Source organism: Pandoraea aquatica, from assembly GCF_902459565.1.
GTDB classification, from domain to species: Bacteria; Pseudomonadota; Gammaproteobacteria; order Burkholderiales; family Burkholderiaceae; genus Pandoraea; species Pandoraea aquatica.
In genome coordinates, this window is the sequence record NZ_CABPSN010000002.1 from 409,663 (window position 1) to 436,033 (window position 26,371).

22 protein-coding genes, 1 pseudogene and 1 riboswitch are annotated in these 26,371 nt (G+C 63.0%); of the genes and pseudogenes, 10 read left to right on the forward strand and 13 right to left on the reverse strand.

Going from position 1 to position 26,371, the window contains the following annotated elements:
* Positions 1 to 2: 2 nt before the first annotated feature.
* The 5 genes from PAQ31011_RS07335 to PAQ31011_RS07355 form a co-directional block, all read right to left on the reverse strand.
* Positions 3 to 1,199 carry a type II secretion system F family protein gene (locus PAQ31011_RS07335; protein WP_150575199.1) on the reverse strand — a complete coding sequence of 399 codons (1,197 nt, stop codon included), beginning with the start codon at positions 1,197 to 1,199 and terminating at the stop codon, positions 3 to 5.
* Positions 1,196 to 1,756, reverse strand: coding sequence for a transglycosylase SLT domain-containing protein (locus PAQ31011_RS07340; RefSeq protein WP_246179430.1), 561 nt, complete (start codon positions 1,754 to 1,756; stop codon positions 1,196 to 1,198). The genes PAQ31011_RS07335 and PAQ31011_RS07340 overlap by 4 nt, the downstream gene beginning before the upstream one ends.
* A complete protein-coding gene (gspG, locus tag PAQ31011_RS07345) occupies positions 1,746 to 2,204 on the reverse strand; it encodes a type II secretion system major pseudopilin GspG (RefSeq protein ID WP_150575200.1) in 459 nt (152 codons plus the stop codon). The genes PAQ31011_RS07340 and gspG overlap by 11 nt, the downstream gene beginning before the upstream one ends.
* A gap of 146 nt (positions 2,205 to 2,350) precedes the next feature.
* A complete protein-coding gene (locus PAQ31011_RS07350; protein WP_174990011.1) occupies positions 2,351 to 3,820 on the reverse strand; it encodes a lytic polysaccharide monooxygenase in 1,470 nt (489 codons plus the stop codon).
* A gap of 260 nt (positions 3,821 to 4,080) precedes the next feature.
* Positions 4,081 to 4,635, reverse strand: coding sequence for a cytochrome b (locus PAQ31011_RS07355; RefSeq protein WP_150575202.1), 555 nt, complete (start codon positions 4,633 to 4,635; stop codon positions 4,081 to 4,083).
* 348 nt (positions 4,636 to 4,983) lie between these two features.
* Between PAQ31011_RS07355 and PAQ31011_RS07360 the strand changes: the two genes are divergently transcribed.
* Entirely contained in the window at positions 4,984 to 6,081 is a 1,098-nt protein-coding gene (locus PAQ31011_RS07360) for a saccharopine dehydrogenase C-terminal domain-containing protein (RefSeq protein ID WP_150575203.1), read from the forward strand.
* Between the two features lie 176 nt (positions 6,082 to 6,257).
* Here PAQ31011_RS07360 and PAQ31011_RS07365 read toward each other — a convergent pair whose 3' ends face one another.
* From PAQ31011_RS07365 to PAQ31011_RS07380, 4 genes are all read right to left on the reverse strand, one after another.
* Positions 6,258 to 7,331: a porin gene (locus PAQ31011_RS07365; protein ID WP_150575204.1), complete on the reverse strand. Its 1,074-nt coding sequence runs from the start codon at positions 7,329 to 7,331 to the stop codon at positions 6,258 to 6,260.
* Between the two features lie 90 nt (positions 7,332 to 7,421).
* Positions 7,422 to 8,492: an ABC transporter ATP-binding protein gene (locus PAQ31011_RS07370; protein ID WP_150575205.1), complete on the reverse strand. Its 1,071-nt coding sequence runs from the start codon at positions 8,490 to 8,492 to the stop codon at positions 7,422 to 7,424.
* On the reverse strand, positions 8,485 to 10,248 hold the full coding sequence (locus tag PAQ31011_RS07375) for an ABC transporter permease (protein WP_150575206.1): 1,764 nt from the start codon (positions 10,246 to 10,248) through the stop codon (positions 8,485 to 8,487). Before PAQ31011_RS07375 ends, PAQ31011_RS07370 begins: the two co-directional genes overlap by 8 nt.
* A 163-nt stretch (positions 10,249 to 10,411) precedes the next feature.
* Positions 10,412 to 11,509 carry an ABC transporter substrate-binding protein gene (locus PAQ31011_RS07380; RefSeq protein ID WP_150575800.1) on the reverse strand — a complete coding sequence of 366 codons (1,098 nt, stop codon included), beginning with the start codon at positions 11,507 to 11,509 and terminating at the stop codon, positions 10,412 to 10,414.
* A 159-nt stretch (positions 11,510 to 11,668) separates the two neighbouring features.
* On the opposite strand from PAQ31011_RS07380, the gene PAQ31011_RS07385 reads away from it, so the two are divergent.
* From PAQ31011_RS07385 to PAQ31011_RS07395, 3 genes and pseudogenes are all read left to right on the forward strand, one after another.
* On the forward strand, positions 11,669 to 12,385 hold the full coding sequence (locus PAQ31011_RS07385; RefSeq protein WP_150575207.1) for a response regulator: 717 nt from the start codon (positions 11,669 to 11,671) through the stop codon (positions 12,383 to 12,385).
* A 21-nt stretch (positions 12,386 to 12,406) separates the two neighbouring features.
* Positions 12,407 to 13,915: a sensor histidine kinase gene (locus PAQ31011_RS07390; RefSeq protein ID WP_150575208.1), complete on the forward strand. Its 1,509-nt coding sequence runs from the start codon at positions 12,407 to 12,409 to the stop codon at positions 13,913 to 13,915.
* A gap of 142 nt (positions 13,916 to 14,057) precedes the next feature.
* Positions 14,058 to 15,215: pseudogene (locus tag PAQ31011_RS07395) on the forward strand (cysteine desulfurase family protein); the annotation flags it as partial.
* On the opposite strand, the gene gcvA reads toward PAQ31011_RS07395, so the two are convergent.
* The gene (gene gcvA / locus PAQ31011_RS07400) at positions 15,139 to 16,176 is read right to left on the reverse strand and encodes a transcriptional regulator GcvA (protein ID WP_150575210.1); all 1,038 of its coding nucleotides are present in this window, start codon (positions 16,174 to 16,176) and stop codon (positions 15,139 to 15,141) included. The pseudogene PAQ31011_RS07395 and the gene gcvA overlap by 77 nt on opposite strands.
* Positions 16,177 to 16,343: 167 nt before the next feature.
* On the opposite strand from gcvA, the gene PAQ31011_RS07405 reads away from it, so the two are divergent.
* The 3 genes from PAQ31011_RS07405 (at position 16,344) to PAQ31011_RS07415 (ending at position 19,568) form a co-directional block, all read left to right on the forward strand.
* On the forward strand, positions 16,344 to 17,120 hold the full coding sequence (locus PAQ31011_RS07405; RefSeq protein ID WP_150575211.1) for an SDR family NAD(P)-dependent oxidoreductase: 777 nt from the start codon (positions 16,344 to 16,346) through the stop codon (positions 17,118 to 17,120).
* 20 nt (positions 17,121 to 17,140) lie between these two features.
* Positions 17,141 to 17,887, forward strand: a complete 747-nt coding sequence (locus tag PAQ31011_RS07410; protein WP_150575212.1) for an SDR family oxidoreductase — start codon at positions 17,141 to 17,143, stop codon at positions 17,885 to 17,887.
* 211 nt (positions 17,888 to 18,098) lie between these two features.
* Complete coding sequence (locus tag PAQ31011_RS07415) at positions 18,099 to 19,568, forward strand: catalase (protein WP_150575213.1); 1,470 nt, start codon at positions 18,099 to 18,101, stop codon at positions 19,566 to 19,568.
* Positions 19,569 to 19,640: 72 nt separating this feature from the next.
* Here the strand turns inward: PAQ31011_RS07415 and PAQ31011_RS07420 are convergent, their stop codons facing one another.
* Together PAQ31011_RS07420 and PAQ31011_RS07425 are read right to left on the reverse strand one after the other, a co-directional pair.
* Positions 19,641 to 20,174 (reverse strand): hypothetical protein, encoded by a 534-nt coding sequence (locus PAQ31011_RS07420; protein ID WP_150575214.1) that lies wholly within the window; start codon positions 20,172 to 20,174, stop codon positions 19,641 to 19,643.
* A gap of 2 nt (positions 20,175 to 20,176) precedes the next feature.
* Positions 20,177 to 20,749 (reverse strand): hypothetical protein, encoded by a 573-nt coding sequence (locus tag PAQ31011_RS07425; RefSeq protein ID WP_150575215.1) that lies wholly within the window; start codon positions 20,747 to 20,749, stop codon positions 20,177 to 20,179.
* Between the two features lie 154 nt (positions 20,750 to 20,903).
* Positions 20,904 to 20,982, forward strand: a riboswitch (Fluoride riboswitch).
* A 137-nt stretch (positions 20,983 to 21,119) separates the two neighbouring features.
* On the opposite strand from PAQ31011_RS07425, the gene PAQ31011_RS07430 reads away from it, so the two are divergent.
* The gene (locus PAQ31011_RS07430; protein ID WP_246179433.1) at positions 21,120 to 22,463 is read left to right on the forward strand and encodes a voltage-gated chloride channel family protein; all 1,344 of its coding nucleotides are present in this window, start codon (positions 21,120 to 21,122) and stop codon (positions 22,461 to 22,463) included.
* Here PAQ31011_RS07430 and PAQ31011_RS07435 read toward each other — a convergent pair.
* A complete protein-coding gene (locus PAQ31011_RS07435; RefSeq protein WP_150575216.1) occupies positions 22,460 to 23,413 on the reverse strand; it encodes a DUF72 domain-containing protein in 954 nt (317 codons plus the stop codon). The two genes, PAQ31011_RS07430 and PAQ31011_RS07435, sit on opposite strands and share 4 nt — an antisense overlap.
* A 167-nt stretch (positions 23,414 to 23,580) precedes the next feature.
* On the opposite strand from PAQ31011_RS07435, the gene PAQ31011_RS07440 reads away from it, so the two are divergent.
* Complete coding sequence (locus PAQ31011_RS07440; RefSeq protein ID WP_150575217.1) at positions 23,581 to 25,665, forward strand: ATP-dependent helicase; 2,085 nt, start codon at positions 23,581 to 23,583, stop codon at positions 25,663 to 25,665.
* A complete protein-coding gene (locus PAQ31011_RS07445; RefSeq protein ID WP_150575218.1) occupies positions 25,652 to 26,149 on the forward strand; it encodes a GNAT family N-acetyltransferase in 498 nt (165 codons plus the stop codon). The genes PAQ31011_RS07440 and PAQ31011_RS07445 overlap by 14 nt, the downstream gene beginning before the upstream one ends.
* Positions 26,150 to 26,371 lie beyond the last annotated feature (222 nt).

Here is a 26,371-nt window from a genome sequence, read left to right on the forward strand (position 1 = left end):
CGCTATCCCTGGAGACTGTCGGCCAGACTGAAGATCGGCATGTACAGCAGGAAGACGACCAGCCCGATCACGCCGCCGACCACGAGCATCAGCAGCGGTTCGAAGACCTTGCTGAAGGTGTCCAGCGCCCGGGACAGCGACTCGTCGTGGAACTGCGCAATGCGCTCGCACATCGCGTCGATGCCGCCGCCGCGCTCGGCCACGCGCAGCAGCCGTACCGCGACGGCGGTCGTCAGTCCATGCTGCTCGAAGGCGTCCGACATCGGCACGCCTGCGCGGACCTTCGCGAGCGCGTCCGCACTGGCCGCCGCAAAGCTGTGCGGAAGCAGACTGCTGGCGAGTGCGATGGCGTCGACGGCCGGCATGCCGCCGCCGAGCAGCATGCCCAGCGTCCGGTAGAAGCGGGTGAGGACGAATAGCTCGCGTTGCTCGCGAAGCCTCGGCAGACGCCACAGGACCGCCAGCCAGTGCCGTCGCACGAACGGCGAGCGCACAGCGAATGCGAACGCCGTCACCACGAGGCTCAGGCCCGAGAGCAGCCACGGGCCGTGGGCGTCGACCAGCGCGCCCCACCAGACCATGAAACGACCCGAGGCCGGCAGGTGAAGCGACGATTGCAGTACCCCGGCGAAGCGGGGCACGACGTAGAACAACAGGAAGACGAGGATGACTGCGCCCACTGCGAGCACGATGGCCGGATACATCATCGCGGACTGGAGGCGCTTGCGCAGCGTGTCGATGTGATGTTCGTACTGCCGGTAGCGCTGTAACGCGCTGGCGAGCTGGCCCGTGTGCTCGGAGGCGGCGACGCTGGCGACGAACAGCGGAGCGAACGCGTGAGGGGCGCGGCTCAGCGCCGATGAGAATGACTGACCTTCGTACATCGCGTGCAGCAGGGCGTCGAACAGTTGCTTGTCGGACGCGCGCGAGGCCTTCTCGCTCAGCGCCTCGATAGCTTCGACGACGGTCAGCCCTGCCTCCAGCAACGTGCCGAGCTCCTGCGCGAAGAGCGCGAGCGCGAACGGGGGACGACGGGACGGCAAACGCAGCGATATCAGCGATATACCGGTCGCGCGTATCGACACGATGTGACACCCGTCGGCTTCGAGGCGCAGGCGCGCTTGCGTGGCATCGGTCGCGTCGATGCGCTCGACACACACCTGTGCACCGCGAATGACCCGAACTTCGAACGTCTTCATCGTCGTGCGGCCGCCGCGTTGTCGCAACTTGCTTCGTCGCCGGACGCGCGACAGGCTGCCAGCGTCATGCGTCGGTCGCGTTCGGCCACGAGCACGGCATAACGTTTGCGCACCTTGTCGGCGTAGCGTTGGCGCAGCGGGGCGCGTGCCGGTCCTGTGCCCGCGTTATACGCGCCCACGGCTTCCCAGCCGTAACCGTACTGACGCACGAAGCCTGCGAGAATCCACGCGCCGGTGATGATCGACGCGCAGGCGTCTTCGTGTAACCGGCGCTCGGTCACGCCGTAACGGGAGAGCGTCGGCAAATGGATGCTGTTGATCTGCATCAGCCCGATATCGCGGGTGCCGTTGCGATTGACGTTGCTGGCGTTCATGTCGAGATTCGATTCGACCTGGGCGATGGCGTATAGCAGTAGCGGGTCGAGCTGATAACGGTCGGCGGCGATGTCCCAGCAATCGGCCAGCGCGGGGGTCGACGTCATCGAAATGACGATTGCGAAAGCGGCGGCGGCATGGGCAATCGGCTTCATGTCGTGACGTCCGTGCTCAGAAGCCATAGACGATGGCTTTCGCGGTATCGCCTTCACCGCCGGGGCCGTAGGTCACGATCTCGACGTCGTGACTGGTGCCCGGATTCTTCCAGACGTACGGGTGATCCCACGGATCGTTGGGCAGTGCCTTGGCGAGATAGGGCCCCTGCCAGTGCTCGACGCCCGCCGGTGCTGCCATGAGCGCCTGCAAGCCTTGCTCCTCGGTCGGGTACTGGCCGATGTCGAGCCGGTATTGGCCGAGCGCGTCGGAAAGCGACTTCATTTGTGCGACGGCCGTCTTCTCACGCGCGCGGTCGACCTGCGAGAAAAGCTTGGGACCGACGTAACCCGCGAGCAACGCGATGATGAGCAGCACGACCAGCAGCTCCAGCAGCGTGAAGCCTGCTTGATGCGCGCGTCGGTCGGGTGTGCGATGAAGGCGGTAGGACGTAAGGGGGCGTGGGGAGGATGACAAATCGAGACTCCTGATGATGCCAACGACCGCGCGAATCCCGGCGAAGACGACAATGCCGTCGACGTGCCGCCGGGACTCGGGCCGCGAATGTCCGGTCGATGTTCGATCAACGTTCGATCAACGTCCGGTCAGGGCCAACGCCGCGCTTAGTTGGCGAGTTTCCATGCGCGCTGTGCTTCGTCCGCAGGCACGCCCGATCCGCCCGGCGCATACGGCCACTGCGACGGCGTTGTGTTCGGCGCGATGTTGCACCACGCACCGTGCGGGAACGGCTTGCACGCCCACGCCTGACCGTCCAGTCCGGTCACGACATCGCCTGCCTTGTACGACCCCAGTCCGGCCGGCCAGACCGGGTGTTGCCCACCGCCGTCGCCGGTAATCGTGATGTCGTGCGACGCGCGCGAAGTGCGCCCTTCGATATCCGTCACGACCAGCGTTGCCGTGGCCTTGCCCGGTGCAGACGGTGCCTGCCCCGACCAGCTTGAAGCCGTGCCGTTCATCGGCGTGAAGCCGTGCACGTGCCAGTCGTAGCGATAGTTCGGCCCGTTCGTGCCGGCGTTCGTCAGCGTGAGCGTTTCACCCGGCTTGACCGTCGACGCGCCCGAGATTCTTGCCTCTGGCGGTGCCACCGGATCGGGATCGCCACCGCCCGGAATCAGGCTCGTGACGGCGACGGCGTTCTTGTCGGTCGCCCACGAGGCATTGCCCGGGATGTCGTTACGATCGAACGTGATTACATCGCTGTCGCTCTTCTTGCCGATCTGAACGATGGCACCGTGCTTGGCGCTGATCGCCTCGGCGAAGGTCCACGTCCACGAAGAGAGGTTCTGCGCCGTGATGTCGATACGCTCGTCGACGATCTCCTGCTTGCCCGGTCCGGCCAGAACTCGGAAGCGAACCTTGTCGCCCGCGACCGGCGTCAGGCTCGGTGTGACGAAGGGGCCTTTGTAATGCCACGGCGATGGCGGCGGTCCGCCGTCGCCCTTGAACGTCACGTCTGCGCAGTTGTAGAAGCCCTCGTTGCCCGAGTCGCGACGTTGCCAGATGCTGTAGATGATGGCGTCGCCCGTGCGGCCCGGCGGCAGTTGCAGCTCGTACCGATAGCGATCGTCCACCGGCATCGGCGTCTCGCCTTCATAGATCGGTTCGAGGTCTTCCCAGCGAAGCGGCTGTGTGTTCTGCCAGCCGGGTTTCGTGATGAAGGCGCGCATGAACGACGGATTGTGCGTGGCCGTGGCGTACCACGTCAGGGTCATCTTGCCGTTCTGGATTTCTGTCTTGCGGAAGCCGGCGCTCTGCGGCGCATCCATGCCGCGCTTGGTCGGGTCGCCGCCGGCGCACAGCAAACCGTTCGGGATGGTGCGCTTGACATCTTCGAGGTTCTGCCCCTGATTGGGGGCGAAGCCCGCGAATTCATTCCATTGGTCGAACTGACGATGCGGATTCTCGTCCTTGAGGATTTGCCAGGCGGCGCGACACCCGGCATTCGGTACGGCCGAGCCGTCCGACGACTGCCAGTGCCCGCCGTCGAGCTTGCACTGGTACTGTCGCGCCATGGGCGATTCGATGGCACCGTGGCCGTAGGCTGCGGTCGAAGCCGCGGCGGCCAGTGTCATCGCAAAAAGCGACTTTGCGGACGATGAGGCGGAGAATTGCATAGCACTCCAAAAAATATTAGAGACTCGACGTTGCGTGGCACCGTCGTGGCACCGTGTACGCCTCTCTGATGTCGGACGTTTCCGAGGCGAAATGCGCGGATTCGCTATCACAGCGCTTGTCACGACACTTCGGTTTTTCTGAGAGTGGATGTCTGAATCTTGACAGTTAACCCACTCGTTGCGTTTGGGAGGCTTCCCGAAATCGGGCGCCCATGCGCTCATGTCATGCGTTGCACGACATTGGTCTTGGAGATCCATTGATGTTTGACGACGGCGGCCATATGCAAGGCCACCGAACCCGCAAGCGCGTAACAGGCGTAGCGGTGAATGTCGAACCAGTGTTGCGTGATGACTTCGTCGTCGAAGGGCGTTTCGATGTACCAGAGGCCGAACAGCAGATAGCCGTGCGGGACCATCAGAAAGCCGCTCACGAGCACCAGACCGGTCAGGTAATAAAGCATCTTGTGGGTGCACTTCGCGAGTGCCCCCTGTGCTCTGGAGACGCCGGCGATTTCGGCAGGCGAGGTGCGGATCGCAGCCCAGACGCAGCGAACCGGAAACAACACGAGCAGCACCGTGGCGATCGACATGTTCGTGATCGAGACGATGTGCCAGAGATGCGAGTCGTCGATGATGTGCAACGCGTATCCGGCGACCAGCGTGTAGAGAATGGCGGACGCAAAAAGCCAATGCATCGTTCGGCTCAGCCGATCGTAGCGATTGCGTGTCTGAGCGGAGACGCTGGCCGTCGTGCCGGATCGATCGGAAGCCATGTTTGGGAAAGATGGGTCAGGGAGGCGAAACCCACGCGGGATGCGGTGGGTGAGTGGAATTATTGATGGGTGTGATCGGCATGAGCTTTCGAAAAATGCTCATCAGTGCGCGAATCGTGCGCCGTTGGACAAACCTCCGGCGTGACTTGCCCGACATCGATGTCTCGATGCGGTATCCGTGAGATGGCAGTATCGGCAGCATAATTCGTCATTTCGTCATAAATATTGTAGATATCGTCGATTTGACGCTACATTTCATCCGTACCTCTCCCTAGAATTAAGGCATTGGCGCGGCCCGCCTCATACGGTGTGGACGCATCGACCGACGTTCCTGAAATGGGGGAAAACATGAAGAAGATCGCCTTGCTGGGTGCGGGACACATCGGCCAGACCATCGCGCGTTTGCTGCATGACAGTGGCGATTACCGGGTGACGGTGTTCGACCGCAACGCGCAGTCCTATGAAGCGGTGCGCGAATACGCGCACGCATTCGTCGAACTTACCGGCAACGACACGGGCTCATTGCAACGCGCTGTTACGGGTTTCGACGCTGTCGTCAACGCCTTGCCGTACACCATGGCCACGAGCGCAGCAACCGCCGCCGCGGCGGCCGGTTGTCACTACTTCGATCTGACGGAAGACGTAGCAGCCACGCATGCGATTGCGCAACTGGCCGAAGGCGCGTCGACAGCGCTGATGCCGCAGTGCGGACTCGCACCGGGCTTCATCGCCATCGCGGCGCATCATCTGGCGGCGGCGTTCGACCGCGTCGACTCGGTGAAGATGCGCGTGGGTGCGCTTCCGGCCTTTCCGACCAACTCGTTGAAGTACAACCTGACGTGGAGCGTCGACGGGCTGATCAACGAATACTGTCAGCCGTGCGAGGCGATTCGCGACGGCGCGCGGCTGAGCGTGCAGCCGCTCGAAGACCTCGAACACTTCTCGCTCGACGGGGTGGAATACGAGGCCTTCAACACCTCGGGCGGTCTCGGCACGTTATGCGAAACGCTGGCCGGGCGTGTGCGCGACCTCGACTACAAGTCGGTGCGCTATCCGGGACACGGTGCGTTGATGAAGGTGCTGCTGAACGAGCTGCGTCTGAAGGAGGATCAGGAGACGATCAAGACGATCCTGAAGCGCGCGATTCCAAGCACCTTGCAGGACGTGGTGCTTATTTTCGTGGTGGTGAACGGACTGCGTCGCGGTGTGCTCACGCAGGAAGTGTTCGCGCGCAAGATCTTCGCAGAGCGCAACAACGGTCACAGCGCGAGCGCCATCCAGATCACGACGGCGTCGGCCATTTGCGCGGCCGTCGACATGTTCTTCGCGAAGCAACTCCCGCAGCGCGGTTTCGTGCGTCAGGAACAGATCGCCTTGCCGGACTTCCTGGCGAATCGCTTCGGTCAGGTCTACGCGCATTCGACGCATATCGAATCGCTTTCCTGATGTCGCTGGTGTTGCCAAAGGAGGAAAAAAGCACGACGGCCCGGCAAGCGGTGCGCCCCGCCATCGGCGGGCCGTCGTTGAGGAAACGCATTGGCTGACGCAAATGCGAAGAGGTTTGAAGCGATGTGAAGCGGTTTAAAGCAATTTGAAGCGATGGGAAACGTCGCTACGGCGTTTTAGAAGCGATGCTGGATGCCCGCCGTCACGCCGACCTGCGTGTCTGCTGCACCCGTCAGGTCGCGCGAGAGGCTGACCTTCTGGCCGTGCTTAGCAAATGCGTAGCCACCGGACAGATACAGCGCCGTGCGCTTGGACATCGCATACTGCGCGCGCAGGGAGATGAGCGTCGGATCGGCGTCGCTCGCGTCCTTGATGTCCTGATGGTAGATCGCGCCATACAGCGTGAACGCCGGGGTGAAGTCGTACGACGCGCCCAGCCAGTACATGTCGCTGCGCAGCGACGCAGTGCCTGCGGTCACGAACGTCTTCTTGTAGTTGCGATACCCGGCCATGATCTTGGCCCCGCCGAAGCGATAGCTCGCACCGGCGTGAATCCCCTGAATGTAGTCCGTCGTGTCGGCCGGCGTCACGCTATTGCCCGCGCCGTTCTGACGGTCGTACGTGGCGACGACGGCGAACGGACCGTTCTCGTAACCGATGGCAAAGTCGTACTTCGACGACGTCTTCATGCTGTCGGCCACGTTGCCGAAGCCATACATTGCACCGAGTTTCAGACCATTGAACTCGCCGTCGTAGCGCACAGCGTTGGCCGAGCGGGAGAACAGGCCGTCCTTGCGTCCACCGGTGGCCGTTGCACTCGTCGCCCACGAGTAGTTCGGCGCGTAGCCCATCGGGTCGAACTGGAGCATGTAGTCGTAAGTCGTGGTGAACGTGCGACCGAGCGTGAACTGGCCCCACTTCTTGTGCGCCAGACCGACGGTGGCACGGCGGTCGAAGATCGCGCCGGGGCCGTCGTCGAACTGGCCATTTACGACATTGATACCGCTCTCGAGGTTGAACACGGCCTTGAGATCGCCACCGAGATCTTCGGTGCCCTTGAAGCCGAAGCGCGACGTGTTTTTGCCGCCCGAGACCGCACGCATTGCACCGCCGTTGTCGGCGGCGTGATTCACATACTCGACACCGGCGTCGACGATCCCGTAAATCGTCACGTTCGATTGGGCGTGCGCCTGCGCGGCCAGTGCGCCCACAGCGATCAGCGCGGCGCGCGCCATACTGCTTCGTTTCATTGTTGTCTCCTCTCTTCTCTTTCTCGTGGTGTTGCGCGGGAGAGCGCCCGCGCGTCGCATGAAAAGCGTGCCTGCGTGGCGATGTCTCCCTTAGCCGTTCGATTGCGCGAACGCCCAGCAGTCGTTGGCCGGGAATTCCACCCAGTGGTTGCCGGGTTCACGCGGGACGTGCCCGAACGCACGGAAGCGCAGCGCGCCGCAATGGAACAGGTACTCCCAGCGGTCGCCGAGATACATCGACGTGACGAGTTGGGCGTTCACGCGGTTGTGGCCCGGGCCGTCGGCCACCTGCACGCGCTCCAGGCGGATGACGGCTTGCGCGTCTTGCCCCGGTGCGAGCGTGTCGCGTGCGCGCGCTTGCAGTGCGAAGCCGTCGCCCGCCAGCGTGACGAGATCGCCGTCCACGGTGCTGACCTTAGCGTCGATCCGGTTATTGCTGCCCATGAATTCCGCGGTATAGAGCGAGCGCGGCGATCCGTAGAGTTCCGCCGGCGTGCCTTCCTGCTCGATGCGGCCGTTGCGCAGCAGCAGAATGCGGTCCGACATCGCCATGGCTTCGGTCTGATCGTGCGTGACGCACAGCGCCGACAGGCCCAGCGAGACGATCAGCTCACGCAACCACGCACGGGCTTCCTCGCGCAGCTTGGCGTCGAGGTTCGAGAGCGGTTCGTCGAGCAGAATGACCGGCGGGTTGTAGACGAGCGCACGCGCAATGGCGACGCGTTGCTGCTGACCACCCGAGAGCTGGAACGGGAAGCGCTCGGCGAGATGACCGAGGCCCAGCTGGTCGAGGGCGTTCTGCACCCGTTCGCGACGCTCCGCTGCGCCCACTTTGCGCAGCTTCAGGCCGTAGCCGACGTTGTCCGCCACGGTGCGGTGCGGCCACAGCGCGTACGACTGGAACACCAGACCGAGCGAGCGCTGCTCGACCGGGCAATCGACGCCTTTGCCGCCGTCGAAGAAGACCTGATCGTCGAGCGCGATGCGGCCTTGCGACGGTTGCTCGAGGCCGGCCACGGCACGCAGCAAGGTGGTCTTGCCGCTACCCGACGCACCCAGCAGACACACGACTTCACCGGCCTTGAGTTCGAACGACACCCCCTTGAGGATGGGGTTGGCGCCGTAGCTCAGAAAGAGGTTGTCGACGATGAGCTTATCCATGCAATTTGACTCCGAAGCGCAACGCCACGCCCAGACCGGCGCCGACCATCGCGATGTTGATGACAGAGAGCGCGGCGACCTGATCGACCGCGCCGGTCGCCCACAGCGACACGAGCAGCGAACCGATGACTTCCGTGCCCGGCGAGAGCAGGTAGACGGCCGTCGAGTATTCGCGCTCGAAAATCATGAAGATGAGCAGCCACGCGGCGAGCAGACCGAAGCGCACCAGCGGCAGCGTGACGTCGAGACTCACACGGCTACGCGTGCCGCCCACGCTGCGCCCGGCTTCTTCCAGCTCGGGGCCGACTTGCAGCAGTGCGCTCTGGATAAGACGCATGCCGTAGGCGAGCCACACCACCGTGTAGGCCACCCATATGCTCCACATCGAGTTCTTCAGCTCGCGCAGTCCCGGCACGAAAAGGAAGATCCACAGGAACGCGAGACCGGCGAGCAGGCCCGGCACGGCGCGCGGCAACAGCACGAGGTAGTCGAGCAGCTTCGCGGCCCAGTCGTTGCGGCGATGACCGGCAAAGGCGACGAGCGAGTAGAAGCCCACGGCCAGCGCCCCGCCGATCACACCGATACCCAGCGTGTTGAGGATGGCGCGCACGAGGTTGTCCTGCTCGAACAGCTCGGTGAAGTTCGCGAGCGTGAGCACTTCGCCGAGCGCGACGCCTTCGCCCCAGTGCGTGACGAACGAGCGCAGCACGATGCCGGAGATCGGCACGAACACCGTCACGATCAGCCACACGGCCACGATAGCCAGCGCGATCCAGCGCCAGATGCCCAACGGCAACACTGTCTGACGTCCGGCCTTGCCCTTGACCGTCACGAACTTGTTTGCACGCTTGAGCAGGTGGCGTTGCAACAGCACGAGCGGGAAGGTGATGGCCACGATGCACATCGCCACGGCCGCCATCAGGTGATACGACGGCACGCCGAGCTTGTTGGTCAGCTTGTAGAGGTACGTGGCGAGCACCAGATGGCCTTCGGGATCGCCGAGCACCAGCGGCAGACCGAAGACTTCGAAACCGAGGAAGAACACGAGCACGCCTGCGAACAGCAGCGCAGGCATGGTCATCGGCAGGCTGACGTCGAGCGCCACGCGGAACGGGCGAGCACCGGCCACGCGGGCGGCTTCTTCGACGTCGGAGCCGAGATTACGCAGCGCGGCCGACGAGTACAGGTAGACGTGCGGCACGTGCGTGAGGCCCACGATCACGGTGATGGCGAAGATCGAGTAGACCGACCACGGGGCGTCGAGGCCCGTCAGTTCGCGGAACCACACCGAGTAGAAGCCGACCGGGCCGGCAGCGACCACATAACCGAACGCGAGCACCATCGGCGAGACGAACACCGGCGTGAGCAGCAGAGGTTCGAGCCAACGACGGCCGGGCAGGTCGGTGCGCACCATCAGGAAGGCGAGAATGCCGCCGAACGGGATCGAGATGAACAGCATCCCGAATGCGATGATGAAAGAGTTCTTCACGGCCGACCAGAAGTCGGGATCGGTGAAGATGAAGCGGTAGCCGTCGATGCCGAACGTGCGGCTGGCGTCGAAAAACGGAGCGGAGAGCAGGCTCTGCAACACGATGAACGACAGGGGCAGCAACACCGCAATCGTGAGCACGGTGATGACGAGCCAGCGCGAGGTGGCCGCGAGCGCGCGCCAGGGGGGCGCCACGTGAGGGGCGGAACCCGCAGGCGTGGGGCCGGCAGGTGCCTCAGCGCGGTTGGCAGTAGAGGACGACAGCATGAGGGTCTCCCTGCACCCCGCAGGGCGCATATCGAGAAAGGCTTGGGGAGAGGCGAGCCGCGCGTTACGTCGTCAGGAGACGAGGCAAGGGCGCGGCTGCCGAACTTGAGGCCTGTGGCTTAGAAAAACTGAGTACGGATGCAGTAGCGTCGGCGCTCGCGTATCAACGCTTGATCGACTGCTGCCAGCGCTTGAGGAATTCAAGGCGCTTCGACTGATCCAGATAGACGAGCAGGCCAGCGCCGATAGGAATCGGCTTGAGCGCTGCGCCGAGTTGCTGCGTGAGGTTCGCCATCGAGGTTTCGCCGTCGACGTCCGCACGGATCGAGAACAGGTTGGCCTGATTGGCGAGCAGCGTCTGACCGCGCTTGGAGAGCAGATAGTCGACCCACAGCTTGGCGGCGTTCGGGTTCTTTGACTGCCTGGAGATCGTCACGAGACGGCTCACGACCTGCGTGTAGTCACGCGGATAGACGTAGCCGATGGACGGATCCTTCTTCGCCTTGGCAAACGCGTACGAGCCGAGAATGTTGTATCCGATCAGGTTTTCACCCGACGAGATGCGCTCCATCATCGCGCCCGTGCTCGATTGCAGCTTGGGGTTGAGTGCGCCCATCGCGCCGACGAGTTCCCACGTCACTTCCGGGTTCACGCGCACGTCCTGCGTCAGGTAGTTGAAGCCCACGCCCGACTTTTCGATGTCGTAGGTCGTGACCTTGCCCTTGAACTTGGCGGCATTCGTCTGCAACAGCTTGATCAGTTCCATACGCGTTTGCGGCACTTCACCCGCCGGCAACAGGCGCTTGTTGTAGACGATGGCGAGCGGCTCGTATGTCGTGCCGTAGGCCTGCTTCTGGTACTGCGCCCATTGCGGAATGTGAGCGGCTTCGGGCGACTCGTAGCTCGCCATGGTGCCGTCGTTCACGAGCTTGACCTGGAGGTCCATGGCGGAGCTCCAGAGCACGTCGGCGCTGGTGCTGTTCGCGGCGTACTCGCTGATGTAGCGGTTGTACAGCTCCGTGCTGTTCATGTCGTTGTACTCGACCTTGATGCCGTACATCGACTCGAAGTCCTTGATGAGCGGGCGCACCAGCGCGGTGTCCGTCACCGAGTAGACGATCAGCTTGCCTTCCTTCTTGGCACCGTCGATGGTGGCCTGATAGTTCGCCGGATAGCCGGCGGGCACCTGCGCATGGGCGGCGGAGAGCGCTGCCGAGAAGAGTGCTGCACCAAGCGTCGTCGCAAGCAGGGCGCGGGGCATTGTCGTTTGCTTCATGTCATCCTCCGGAGGACCCCTTGCAAGGGGTTTGTCGTTTTCGCGTGGCGCATGTTAATTTGCCGAAACTTTCAATTCGCTTTCGATTTCGTGTCGAATCCGGCCGGAGCCCCGATTTTGGGGTCATGGATTTCCCTAGTTCTCATGCGCATCCTGCTTGTCGAAGACAATCCGAGTCTGGCCAAATCGCTCTCCGAAGCGCTGACGCAGGCGAACTTCGCCGTCGATTGCATGCACGACGGCGAAGCGGCCGATCACGTGCTGCGCACGCAGGAGTATTCGCTCGTGATTCTCGATCTGGGGCTGCCGCGTCTGGACGGACTCGAGATCCTGCGTCGGCTGCGCGCACGCCGCAATCGGGTGCCGGTGCTGATCCTCACCGCGCACGGCTCGCTCGAAGATCGCGTGAAAGGCCTCAATCTCGGGGCCGACGATTATCTTTCAAAACCGTTCGAACTCGATGAGCTGGAAGCGCGTGCGCGCGCGTTGATCCGTCGTTCTCAGCATCACGAAAGCGCGGATGTGACGTGCGGGCCGCTGGTGTTCGACGGCGTGGAGCGCAGCTTTCGTCTGGATGGCGAGCTGCTTGCGCTGACCAAGCGAGAGCGCGCCGTGCTCGAAGTGCTGATCCTGCGCAGCGGACGCGCCATCAACAAGGAAGCGCTGTCGGAGAAGCTCTTCGGCATCGACGAGTCCGTGAATCCGGACGCCATCGAGATCTACGTCTACCGTCTGCGCAAGAAGCTCGAAGGCAGCCGCGTGGCGATCGTCACGTTGCGCGGGCTGGGGTATCTGCTGGAAGAGAAGGCGGATGTTGCTCCCCCAGCACCCTCAGCACCGCCCGCACCTTCCGTCGACTGACTTCGGACGTTCCGTCACCGCATGCCGCAACCGAATCTTCGCCGCCAACTGGCGCTCTGGCTGCTGTTCCCGTTGCTGGGGCTGCTCGCGCTCGACACGTGGCTGACGTATCAGCGTGCGATGAGCGCGGCCAACTCGGCGTTCGACCGCTCGCTGGAGTTCTCGATCAAGTCGATTCGCGAAGGCACGCAACTGATCGACGGCGAGGTGCAGGTCAATCTGCCGTATCTCGCGCTGGAGATGTTCGAGTCGGATCGTGGCGGCAAGATCTACTACGTGATTCGTGAGGGTGGCGACGGCGTGGCGGGCGGCGACAACGATGGCCGTGCCGTCACGGGGTATCACGACCTGCCGTTGCCGCCCGCACGCCTTGCGCCGGAGCCGTATCACACAGCGTTTTACGACGCGACGTATCGCGGTGAGACGTTGCGCATGGGCGCACTTCAGTTGCCGGTCCACGACGTGCCGAACGCGAAGACGCGCGTCGTGTGGATCGTGGTCGGCGAGACGACGGAGGCGCGTCACGAGCTTGCCCGCCAGATTCTGACCGGCGCGCTTCAGCAGGAAGTGCTGCTGGTGGTGTTGGCGCTCGCGATTGTGTGGCTCGGTGTGACGCGTGGCCTGCGTCCGCTCAACCGGCTCTCGGCCAAGGTCGCCGCGCGCGAGGAGGACGACACGACGCCGCTCGAAAACGTCGATCTGCCGACCGAGGTCAAGCCGCTCGTCGAGTCCATCAATCAGTACGTGGGACGGGTGGGGCGCATGCAGGCGTCGCGTCAGCGCTTCTTTGCAGACGCCGCGCATCAGTTGAAGACGCCGCTGGCGATCATTCAGGCGGAGTCCGAGCTGACGCTGCGCGAATCGTTGAGCGCGCAGGCGCGTGAGCGTGTGGAACGTCTCAATCAGGCGGTGAAGCAGGCGGCGAAGAGCGTGCGGCAGTTGCTCTCGCTGTCGCGTCTGGAAGCGGAGGACGGTCCGCCCGTGGCGGTGGTGCCCACGCGGCTCGACGAGACGGCGCGCAGCGTCACGCTCGACTGGTCGCCGGTGGCCCGTTCGAGGGGGATCGATCTCGGCTTCGAGCACGACGGTCCTGTGACCGTACTGGCGCAACGTGAGTTGCTCGCGGAGTTGTGCGGCAACCTGATCGACAACGCCATTCGTTATGCAGGGGACGGTGCGATTATCACCGTGCGTACGCGGCGCGGCGGGCGGACGGGGCATGTGGACAGCGCGGGTAGCGCAAGCGTCGAGGGCGCTGCGAATGGCGCGCAGGACAATCTCGACGGGCCGATGCTTCAGATCGTCGACAACGGCCCCGGCATTCCGGCGCACGAGCGCGACGCCGTGTTCGAACGCTTCTATCGCCGCGAGTCCACGGCGCTCACCCAATCCACCGCCGACGGCTCCGGGCTCGGACTCGCTATCGTCAAGGAAATCGCACGCAAACATCACGCCGTCGTAACGCTCGGCGAAGCCCCGGGGGGCGGTCTGGAGGTCACCGTCCGGTTCCCGGTGAATGAGGCTGACTAACGTTTCGTGGATGAAATTTTCTCGTTATATGGTTTTGTGGGAAGGATATTCCACGAAACGTCATAACGACGGGTAATTCTGCAAGCCTTTTCCCCACTCCCGCGCGTACGATCGATGCACTCTTTTTTGGCGGGGGCCGATCATGCGCGAGAACGAAACACTTCACTACTTCGATTACGCGGCGACAACGCCGGCGGACGCGGCCGTTATCGCGGCGATGGCCGACTGTCTGGGCATCGACGGCGTTTTCGGTAATCCCGCATCCAGTTCGCATTCGGCAGGCGTGAGCGCTCGCCGTCTCGTGGAGCGCTCGCGTTCGCAGGTCGCGTCGTTGATCGGTGCCGATGCGGCTGAAATCGTCTGGACATCCGGCGCGACCGAATCGAACAATCTCGCGCTCAAGGGATATGCCGAGTTGGGGCAGGCGCGCCCGCATCTGATCACCAGCGTGCTGGAGCACAAAGCGATTCTCGACACGATGGCGTGTCTGGAAAAGCGCGGGGCACCCGTCACCTATCTGAAGCCCTCGGCGACCGGCGAGATTACGGCGGACATCGTGGCGGCGGCGCTGCGTCCGGATACGGGGTTGGTGTCGGTCATGCTTGTGAACAACGAGCTGGGGACGCTGACCGACGTCGCGGCCATCGCGAAGGTCGTGCATGCCGCAGGCGCGCTGCTGCACGTGGACGCCGCGCAGGCGCTCGGCAAGACCCCCATCGACGTGAAGGCCATGGGCATCGACATGCTGTCGATGTCGGCGCACAAGGTGTATGGCCCGAAGGGCATCGGTGCCCTGTATGTGAGCAAGGACGCGATGTCGCGCATCGCGCCGCAGATGCACGGTGGCGGTCATGAGCGCGGTCTGCGCTCGGGCACGCTGGCGACGCATCAGATCGTCGGCATGGGCACGGCGTGCGAGTTGGCGATGCAGAACATGACGGTCGACACCGTGCGTATCGAGGCGCTGAGTCGTCGTCTGCTCGACGGTGTGCTGGTGCTCGATGGCGTGGTGCATAACGCTGCGAACGCCCGTCGCATTCCCCACACGCTCAGCCTGACGATCGGCCACCCCGGCTTTTTCACGTTCATGCTCAATGGCAATCTCGCGGTGTCGTCGACGTCGGCATGCAATTCGGCCTCCGGGCAACCGTCGCACGTGCTGAGCGCGATCGGGCTGGACAGCGAAGCGGCGAGCCGCACCGTGCGACTGAGTCTTGGACGGTTTACTTCCGAGGCGTCCGTCGATTTTGCGATTGCGTGCTTCGAGCGCGTGGTTTGCCAGTGCCGCGCGCTGGCGGCGTAATCCCTTTGGGCACATTGCGGTCAGTGCCGTCAATGCCGTCAATGCCCAGTGCGGCAACCTCCTGCTGCAACCATTCTCGAAACGCCGCGAGGCGCGGCAGCGTGGCGCACTCGGCGCGATACACCACGTAGTACGCGAGCGGCGACGAACAATCGACCTCGGGATAGAGCCGTACCAGACGGTTCGCCGCGAGGTCGTCGCGCACGAGCACGCTGCGCGCGAGCGCAACGCCGTGTCCGTCGACCGCCGCCTGCAATACCGCCGCCGAGTTGTTGATCTTCAGCCCGGCGCGCGTCTCCAGCGTCGAGAGTCCTGCGCGTTCGAACCACGCGGGCCACGTCACGTAGCCGGTGCTCCGGTCGACGGACAAGTCGTGAATCAGCGTCATCCCCTTCAATCCCGCTGGCGTCTTCAGTGCCGGATGCGCACGCAATAGCGACGGTGCGCAGACCGGAAAAACGGCCTCGTCCATCAACTTCTCCGCCACCAGTCCCGGCCAATGGCCAAGTCCGTAGCGCACGCCGATATCGATGCCTTGTGCGACGAAATCCACCGGCTTCAGGTTGGTGTCGAGCCGCACGTCGGTGTCGGGCCACGCCGTCTGAAACCGGTCGATGCGTGGCAAAAGCCACTTCGCGGCAAAGGCCGGGCTGACCGCAACCGTCAGTACGCCGACGGTCGAGCCTTCGCGCAACTTGGCGAATCCCAGATTCAGACGGTCGAAGCCGTCGCGCAGATCGGGCAACGCGCGCTGAGCGGCCTGCGTCGGCACCAGTCGCGCTCGCCCCGACGCGCTGCGCTCGAAGAGCGGCACGCCGAGCCACGCTTCGAGACTGCGGACCATCTGACCGACGGCCGCCGGCGTCACATTCAGTTCGCCTGCGGCTGCGGAGAAGCTCTGGTGCCGGGCACTGGCTTCGAACGCGCGCAAGGCGTTCAGGAATACGGGCGCTTTCATGTGAGCCCCTGTGAGAAAGATTTTCTTTTGATGCGACGCAGAATGACTGATTTGTGAAGCGATTGCCCGAGGCGAACAATGCAGTCATCGAAGGACGGGAATTTTCGCTAATTGCGTGGATTGCGGCACCGTCCGGCGACACCTCAACGTTTCTCCGGAGTCAGCAAATGCATAGTTTTTCTTCCAAGGTTGCCATCGTGACAGGTGGTGGTTCGGGCATCGGCAAAGAAGTGGCGACGCGACTCGTCGCTGCCGGTGCGAAGGTCGTCATCGGCGGGCGCGACGAAGCCAAGCTCAAATCGGCGGCCGCGCAGATCGATACGAGTGGTGCGAACGTGCGCTATCTGGCGGGCGACATCGCGCGTCCGGAGACGGCGCAGGCGCTGGTGGATCTGGCGACATCGGCCTTTGGCGGCGTGGACATTCTCGTGAACAACGCCGGCGTGTTCCGCCCGAAAGCGTTCCTCTCGCTGACCGAAGCCGATTACGACGGCTTCCTCGACATCATCCTCAAAGGCAAGTTCTTCATGGCGCAGGCGGCGGCCAAAGCCATGTCGGTGCGGGGTGGCGGTGCGATTGTGCAGACGGGGTCGCTGTGGGCTTTGCAGGCCGTCGGCGCGACACCGTCGTCCGCCTACTCGGCCGCGAACGCTGGTGTGCATGCGCTGACGCGCAATCTCGCCATCGAGCTTGCGCCGTTGAGCATTCGCATCAATACGGTCGCGCCCGGCGTTGTGGAAACGCCGGTCTACAACACCTTTATGAGCGACGACGAGGTGAAGGCGACGCTGCCCCAATTCAACGCGTTTCACCCCCTTGGCCGCAACGGCCAGCCGCGCGATGTGGCCGAGGCCATTCTGTTTCTGGCCTCTGACGCAGCTTCGTGGATCACCGGCACGGTGCTGCCGGTAGACGGCGGCGTGATGGCTGGCCGCCACGCATAACCATCGTCAGGAGGATGCAAATGAAGCTCGAAGGCAAAACGGCGCTGATTACCGGCGCGGCAAGTGGCATCGGTCTCGCGACGGCGCGACTGTTCGTGGAAGAGGGCGCGCACGTTGCCATCGTGGGACGCGACGCCGCCAAACTCGACGCAGTGCGCGCCGAACTCGGCGAGCGCATCGTCACGATTCAGGCGGATGTGCGACACGTCGACGACATGCAGCGTATGCAGGATGTCGTCAAACAGACGTTCGGTGCACTGGACGTTTTCTTCGCCAACGCGGGCGTCGCTTTCTCCACACCGCTCGACGGCACTACGCCCGAGCAGTACGACACGCTCATGGACATCAACGTGAAGGGTGTCTTCCTTTCGATGCAGTCGGTGACGCCCGTGTTGCGCGACGGCGCATCTGTGATCCTGAACACGTCATGGCTGAATCAGGTCGGCACGCCCGGCTTGTCGTTGCTCTCGGCGTCGAAAGCGGCCGTGCGGTCGTTGGCGCGGACGTGGTCGAGCGAATTGCTGTCGCGAAGGATTCGGGTGAACGCCGTGAGTCCCGGTGCGACGGACACACCGATTCACGCGCGCGGCGGCGCTTCGGCAGAACAGGTCGCGCAGGCGAAGCAGAAGATTGCGTCGCGTATTCCCGTGGGCCATCTCGGCGCGCCGGAAGATATCGCCCGCGCGGCGCTGTTCCTGGCGAGCGACGATTCGCGCTACATGCTCGGCGCTGAGATCGTGGTGGACGGCGGGTTTTCTGCGCTGTAAGCCTTGCGATAGTGAGGGTTGGGGGGCGGGGCTTGGAGGGGAGAGGCACGGAGAGACCGGGAAGCTTGATCCATCGCAAGTTGACGAATATTCAACGCACCGGATGCCGGGGAGTGCATTTCGCCGTCTTGTATTATGCTTTGAACCACTTGCGATTTTGCTGACTCCTATTCTCTCCCTCTCCCCACCCACCTTCATATCGGAGGTATGTATGAGCAAAGAGAAAGACCGTCCGGACACCGGCTCGACGACCGGCGCCGGTGCACCGGCGGCAAGCGACCGAAACACGCTTTCGGTCGGGGCGGATGGCCCGCTCCTGTTGCATGACGTTCATTTCCTCGAACAAATGGCGCACTTCAACCGGGAGAAGGTCCCCGAGCGCCAGCCGCACGCCAAGGGTGCAGGTGCCTTCGGCATTTTCGAAACGACGGAAGACGTGAGCCGTTATACGAAGGCGTCGCTGTTCAAGAAGGGCGCGAAGGTCGACATGCTCGCGCGTTTCTCAACGGTCGCAGGCGAAGCCGGTAGTCCCGACACCTGGCGCGACGTGCGCGGATTCTCCCTCAAGTTCTATACCGACGAAGGCAATTACGACCTCGTTGGCAACAACACCCCGGTCTTCTTTGTGCGCGACCCGATGAAGTTCCCGCACTTCATTCGCAGCCAGAAGCGTCTGCCGGATTCGGGCCTGCGCGACAACCACATGCAGTGGGATTTCTGGACGAACAATCCGGAGTCCGCGCATCAGGTGACCTATCTGATGGGCGACCGTGGCTTGCCGCGTACCTGGCGTCACATGAACGGATATGGTTCGCATACCTACATGTGGGTCAACGCCAGCGGCGAGAAATTCTGGGTCAAGTATCACTTCCACACGCAGCAGGGCATGGAGTTCTTCTCCAACGCCGAAGCCGCAACGATGTCCGGTCAGGACGCCGACTTCCACCGTCGCGATCTGTTCGACGCCATTGCACGCGGCGATAACCCGAGCTGGATACTGTCAGTGCAGGTCATGCCGTACGCAGATGCGAAGCAGTACCGCTTCAATCCGTTCGACCTGACGAAGACGTGGTCGCACAAGGACTATCCGCTGATCAAGGTGGGCAAGATGACGCTCAACCGCAATCCGGAGAACTTCTTCGCGCAAATCGAGCAAGCGGCGTTCTCGCCGGGCAACACCGTGCCGGGCATTGGTCTGTCGCCGGACAAGATGTTGCTCGGACGTGCATTCGCTTATAACGATGCACAACGCAATCGCATCGGCACCAACTTCCACCAACTGCCGGTGAACCGCCCGAAGGTGCCGGTGCAGACGTATATGTTCGACGGTCACATGGCTTTTGAGCATAGCGGCAACGCGCCGGTGTACGTACCCAACAGCGGCGGACGTCCGTACGCCGATCAGACGGGGGCTGCCGAAGACGGCTGGGAATCCGACGGTGCCATGGTCCGCAGTGCCTACACGCTGCACAAGGACGATGACGACTTCTCGCAACCGGGCGACCTCGTGCGCAACGTATTCGACGAAGCGTCCCGTACGCGTCTCGTTGAAACCGTCTCCGGTGCCCTGCTCGGCGGTGTCCGCAGTCCGGTACTGGAGCGCGCGTTCGACTACTGGAAGCAGGTCGATCCGGATGTCGGTGCGCGCATCGAGAAGGCGGTGAAGGCTGGGAAGAAGTGACGCGCATCGGGTAATGCTGTATCGATGGCGATGACGGCGAGGATGATGCTATGCACCATCCTCGCCGTTGTCTTATGTGAAGGCCTTTTCGTCGAGCTGTTCAATTCGCTTAAGAATTCGCTGTGCCGTGGGCGTCGCGCGGAGCAATTCGCGGGTCTTGTCGTCGACGCGAGCAATGATGTCGTTGACGGTTGTGCCGGCTTCCCGGATCGCGCGATCAGGTTCATAGGAGCCGATTAACTGAAGCCGGGACGTGGCCTTGTCGCGAAAGATTGTCTCGAAGATTTCCGGTGTCTCGAAGAGCATCCATTCAAGCGCAGGCGCCACGACCTCTACTTCGAATCGTCGCTCTGACGAGTACAGAGACAGCATCTCCTCTGAATCACCTTCCATGTCCAGGATCAGTTCCTCATGATAGGTATAGGCGTTGCGAATCAGCAGAAGTTGTAGTTCGTTCTGCCGGAGGATCGGGGCGGCATGGCAGTCTGCGAGCGTCTGACTTGTGCTCAGATAGAAGATTGACGAGTCCACAACGTGTTGCGGTATCCAGGCTTTGAGGAGGTTCGCGCCGTCCGATGATGGGCACACGATATTTCGCTTCAACATATTCACGCTCCGCTGTGATTTGGTGAGATGTGGAAATGCGTAGCGTCTTCGATACACGCACGAAGCTTGCTTTCTAGCGCTTCAGAGAAGTCTTTCCGACGAACGCATTGGTCGATGTCGCGACTGGTCCAACACAAGATGGTCGATGGCTTGGTGAAATTGACCAACGCAAGCGTCGATCGACTGAATTCTCCCGTGGTGAACAGACAGCCGATCAGGGCAGAAGGACGCCGCGCGAGCTGTCCCTGCAATTTCGCAATGGGACCGTATGCCAACTTCCGGCTCGCCCGACTTGCAGGCGTCGAATAGTCTTTGCATTCGATCATCGCGGCGATGTTGGCCACGTACACGACCCCGTCGATCTGCTCGACGTTCTTTGTTCCGAAAAGGTCGACGCTGTAGGGCCATCGGACCTGCGCTCCACTCAACTCAAACCCCTTCAGCACCAGATACTCAAGCGCTTTCCCCGGATCCCATCCGGGCGTTGAACGTTGCTTGACGTCTCGCCACAACTCACCGACGTCCTCCCACCCATAATCCCTCACCCGCTCCACATATTCCCTGTCCGCCACCATGCTGTCCTCCGTGAATCTGAGGCCGATTCTAGGGGCGAGGGCGGGGGAAAAGCGGCACTTGGTCGATTTATCGGAATCCGCCGATCGGGTTCGGCATTTCGTCCCAAAAAATGTCACGCATTGTGAGTGCGCGCACTTCCTGATAGCATCACGATTGCTGCACGGAGATGGCATTCCTCCGGCGTTCGTTTCGCAAACCGCCCTGCAACGGGGCTGATGATGCCTGCAAGATCCTGGCGTGCCGGGAGGTTGCGGGCTATGCGAACGGGCGTTTTTCTCGTTCCCCTCAAGTCGCATTCCGCAGACGGTTCCCCTTCGCGTTCAGGCCATGTGTCGACGACGTTGTTCATCTCTGTTCGAACCTGTGAAGATGTTTCGCGATTCTCCTTTGTGGTCCTCCCTGCGCGATCTGTTCGGCGTATTGCCGCGCGCCGCGCATGCCAGTGCGCTCGCAGCACTCGTCGGCGTGATGGCGGGCAGTGCCTCGGCGCTGTTCCTTGTCGTGCTGGATCTCGCGACGAATACGCGCCTCGTCCACCCCTGGCTGCTCTGGCTGTTGCCGGTCGCCGGTTTTGCGGTCGGCTGGCTTTATCTACGGCTCGGCGCGAGCGTCGAAGCAGGCAACAACCTGCTGATCGACGAGATTCACGATCCGCAACGGGTCGTGCCGTTGCGCATGGCGCCGCTCGTGCTTTTCGGTACGGTGGTCACGCATCTCTTCGGTGGCTCTGCCGGGCGCGAAGGTACGGCCGTGCAAATGGGCGGCGCGCTGGCCGATCAGTTGACGCACGTCTTCCGCTTGTCGGGCGAGCAACGCCGTGTGTTGCTGATGTCGGGGATCGCCGCCGGGTTTGCGTCGGTGTTCGGCACGCCCCTCGCGGGTGCCGTGTTCGGCCTCGAAGTGCTCGCCATCGGCCGATTGCGTTACGACGCCTTGCTCCCGTGCCTCGTAGCTGCCCTCGTGGGCGACGCGGTGACCCACGCGTGGGGCGTGCACCACACCGTCTACACGATTGCGCCGACGGCGTTCGCGCCGTCGATCACGCTTGCCGGTGCTTTGAGTGCCGCTGCGGCGGGCGTGCTTTGCGGGCTGGTCGGTATGGCGTTCGCACAGGCGACGCACGCCACGTCCGCGTTCATGAAACGACGCATCGCGTATGCGCCGCTGCGTCCGTTCGTCGGCGGCTTGCTGGTGGCTGTGGCGGCCACGGCGCTGGGGACGCCGCAGTATCTCGGCCTGGGTATTCCGACCATCGTCGACGCTTTCCAGACATCGCTGCCGTGGTACGACTTTCTCGGCAAGACGATCTTCACGGTGATCACGCTCGGAACCGGATTCAAGGGCGGCGAGGTGACACCGCTGTTCTACATCGGCGCGACGATGGGCAATGCGCTGTCCCATGTGCTGCTGCTCCCGGCGGCAGTACTCGCTGGCATCGGCTTCGTCGCCGTATTCGCGGGGGCGGCGAATACACCCATTGCGTCGACGTTAATGGCAATCGAGATTTTCGGTCCGCAGATCGGGGGCTACGCAGCTATCGCGTGCGTGCTTGCGTATTTGTGTTCCGGTCACACGGGCATCTATCGCGCGCAACGTGTGGGTCACAGCAAACATGGCGAAGTGCCTGAAGGCACGCGGCTTGCGGATCTGCCGGCGTGGCGCAAGGCGCTCAGGGCGAATCCGTCATCGTCTGGCAAGGCACGTCGCCCTTAAGCACGCAGGCGGGCCAGATCGGCGAGGGCACGTTCGAACGCGGAGGCGTTCTTCATCCCCTGATCTTCGTGATTGGTGTTGAAGAGCACATGCGTGTCGTCGACGAGCGCTGCGATCCGTTCAACGCGAGCAGAGATGTCGATCAGTTCACTCGCGCTGTACTCGTAGACGAAGCGGCCCGACGACGCCGTGAGGCCCCGGCGATTCCACGCGGCGGCATTGCGCCCGTGCAGACGCACGACGCACAGGTCGTCGCGCGTCGTGGCCCACACGGCGGGCACGGTGTTATCGAACCCCGACGGGCTGTCGACGATCGTGTGCGCTGCGCCCGTCTCCCTCAGCATGGCGAGCGTCGCGGCCTCGCGCGAGGGGGCATCGAACCAGCTGCGATGGCGAAATTCGATGGCGTGGCGCTCCCCGTCCAGTCGTCGGGCGGTCTCGAAAACGAGTGCGCGTCCGGCGCGGTCGTTCTGCACCCTCGGCGAGAACTGGAAGTGGATGGCCGTCAGTTGCCCGCTTTGGCGCAACGGCTCGACGGCTTCGAGATAGCGTCGCCACAACTCGTCGCGTAACTCCGTAGGGATGTCGGCAGCAGCAATTTGGGCACCGTCCGGCGTTGCGGGATGGCGATGCGCCTGATGCGACGCCGGATGTGACGACAACGCCTGCGCGATATCGGACGGCAGCGCAGCGAGTGGGGTGGGGTGCCCGGTGAAGGCGCGAAACGCCTTGATGTGAAAGCGAAAGGCGGACGGCGTGCGTTGCGTCCATCGCCAGGCGATGTCGGCGTCCGGTAGCCGGTAGTAACTGCTGTCGACCTCGACCAGATCGAATTGCGAAGCGTAATGGCGCAAGCGTGCGGCCGGTGTAACGACGCCCGGCGGGTAGAACCGTCCGCACGCGATGAGCGTGGGGTCGGTCCAGGAGGACGTGCCGGTGCGGATGGTCATAAGGGCCGTGGGCGGGTGGCGGGCTGTCGACGAGGGAAACAGCGAGGATTCATCCGAATTTCGCTAGGGGCTCGATGGGCGTAAAACCCATCGTTATAATGTATAAATATACAGTACTCTTTGAGCGTACCTAACCCCGTTTTCCCGCCGTTCATCCGCCAACTCGCATGTCAGAACAGCCGTCCGCCGCCGCCCGCGATCCGTGGGCCGAACTCAACGACCGTCAGCGTGAAGCCGTCGACTTCGGCGTGGGCGACGATGGCGCGCCTGGCGGTCCGTTGCTCGTGATTGCCGGGGCGGGATCCGGCAAGACGAGTACGCTCGCGCACCGGGTCGCGAACCTGATCGTGCGTGGCGCAGACCCCAACCGCATCCTGCTGCTCACCTTCTCGCGACGTGCTGCCGGGGAAATGGAGCGGCGCGTGGGGGCCGTGTTGCAGAAGGTACTGGGGCTGTCGTCGACACAACCGCCGTCGCTGCCGTGGGCAGGTACGTTCCATGCGATCGGCGCACGGTTGCTGCGCGATTTCGCGCCGCGCATCGGGCTGTCGGAAGCGTTCACCATCCATGACCGCAGCGACGCCGAGGACCTGCTCGGGCTGGTCCGGCACGATATGGGTTTTTCCGCCACGCAGTCGCGTTTCCCGCTCAAAGGCACGTGTCTGTCGATCTACTCGCGCGTGGTGAACAGTCAGGCACCGCTGGCCGAAGTGCTTGCGAAGCATTTCCCGTGGTGTGCGCAATGGGAGGCGCAACTCAAGCAGCTTTTCGGCGGCTATGTGGATGCGAAGCAAGTGCAGCACGTGCTCGATTACGACGACCTGCTGCTGTACTGGGCGGAGACGATGGGCGCGCCGGAACTGGCGCGCGAACTCGATGCGCGCTTCGATCATGTGCTCGTCGACGAGTATCAGGACACCAATCGCTTGCAGGCGCAGATTCTGCTCTCGATGAAACCGGACGGGCGCGGTCTGACGGTCGTGGGCGACGACGCGCAATCGATCTACGCGTTTCGCGCGGCGACGATCCGCAACATCCTCGATTTCCCGGGCCAGTTTGCCGAGCCGGCACATGTGGTGACGCTGGAGCGTAACTACTGTTCGACGCAGCCGATTCTCGATGCGTCCAACGCCGTGATCGCCGAGTCGAACGAGCGCTACGCGAAGGCGTTGTGGACGGACCGGCCGTCGGACCGGTTGCCGCAACTCGTCAACGTGAGCGACGAATCGGGGCAGGCGCGCTGGGTCGCCGATCAGGTGCTGGCGCAACGTGAGACCGGCACGCGACTCACGCAACAGGCGGTGCTGTTTCGCACGGGCAGTCACAGTGCGGCGCTGGAGCTGGAGCTTACTCGTCGCAATATTCCGTTCGTGAAGTTCGGGGGATTGAAGTTTCTCGAAGCGGCGCACGTGAAGGACATGCTGTCGATCTTGCGGTGGGCGCATAACCCGGCGAGCCGTCTGTCGGGTTTTCGCGTCGCGCAACTGATCCCCGGCATCGGGCCTGTGAGCGCTACGCGGTTGCTCGATGCCATGGCGCAGTCAGCCACACCCGCGCAGGTGCTGGCCGAGTTCAAGCCACCGTCGGGTGCCGCCACGGAGTGGCGAGCGTTCGTCGAAGTCTTTATGACGCTGCACGACATGCGCCTGGCGTGGCCGGCAGACGTGGATCTGGCGCTGCGCTGGTACGCGCCGCTGCTCACGCAACGTTTCGACGATGCCGCCGTGCGTCAGGCCGATCTCGAACAACTCGCGCGCATCGCCAATACGTACGGCTCGCGCGAGCAGTTCCTGACCGAGCTGACGCTCGATCCCCCCGATGCCACAAGCGCGCAATCCGGTCCACCGCTCCTCGACGAGGATTACCTGATCCTGTCGACGATTCACAGCGCCAAGGGGCAGGAGTGGCATTCGGTGTACGTGCTCAACGTGGTCGATGGCTGTATTCCGTCCGATATGAGCACTGGCGACGACGAAGACATCGAGGAAGAGCGACGCCTGCTCTACGTGGCGATGACACGTGCAAAAGAGTCGCTGCAACTGGTCGTGCCGCAGCGGTTCTACGTCCATCAGCAAACCGGACTGGGCGATCGCCACGTGTACGGCACGCGCAGCCGTTTCGTGTCCGACAAGATGCTGCCGCTGTACGACATTTTCCCGAAGCCGCGTGAGGACGATGTGCCGCGCGGGCCGGTCGGTGACGTCACGGTGCACATCGACGTTGCAAGGAAGCTTCGCAATGCCTGGTCCTGAACATCGTTCCGACATCGTGCTGCGTGAAGCACGTGAATCCGATATCGATACCGTGACGAACCTTCTCATGCAGACGTATCGGACGACATGGGCGCCGATGCTGCGTCCGGAGGTCGCGGCGGCATTCGCTTCCGGTGAACGCACGCGCGCCTATGTGCAGACGCATTGGCCCGAATTCGTGGTGGCTGTTCCGTTCGCGTCGGATGACGATGTCGTCGGCATGGTGCACGTGGTGGGTGATTTCATCGATGCATTGCACGTGGCACCTTCTCAGCAGCGACGCGGTGTCGGTGCGTTGCTGCTCGCACACGCAGAAGCGACAATGCGGTCGCTCGGCCACCCGCTGGCAAGACTCGAGACCGACACGTTCAACGTGCAGAGCCGCGCGTTTTATGTCCGCAATGGGTATCGGGAAGTGGCCACCTATCCCGACGAGGAATGGGACAGCGGCTTCACCACCGTGCTGCTGACGAAAGCACTGTAGGGACGGTCTTTCGCATCGCGCAGTGCTGTGAAATCTTTCGTCACGTTTCCGCTGTCAGGCGCGGAAATTTTCTAAAGTTGCCGTCTTCTGTGCATCAGGTATAGTCGCCGCATCGGCGGCGGAGCATTGCGCTCGCGCTGCTCGGAATACCGAAGAAACGGGTTGTCGTGGGAGTGTCGTGAGATTTTGTCGCGACCATGCCGATGCCGGGAAGCAGGGAAG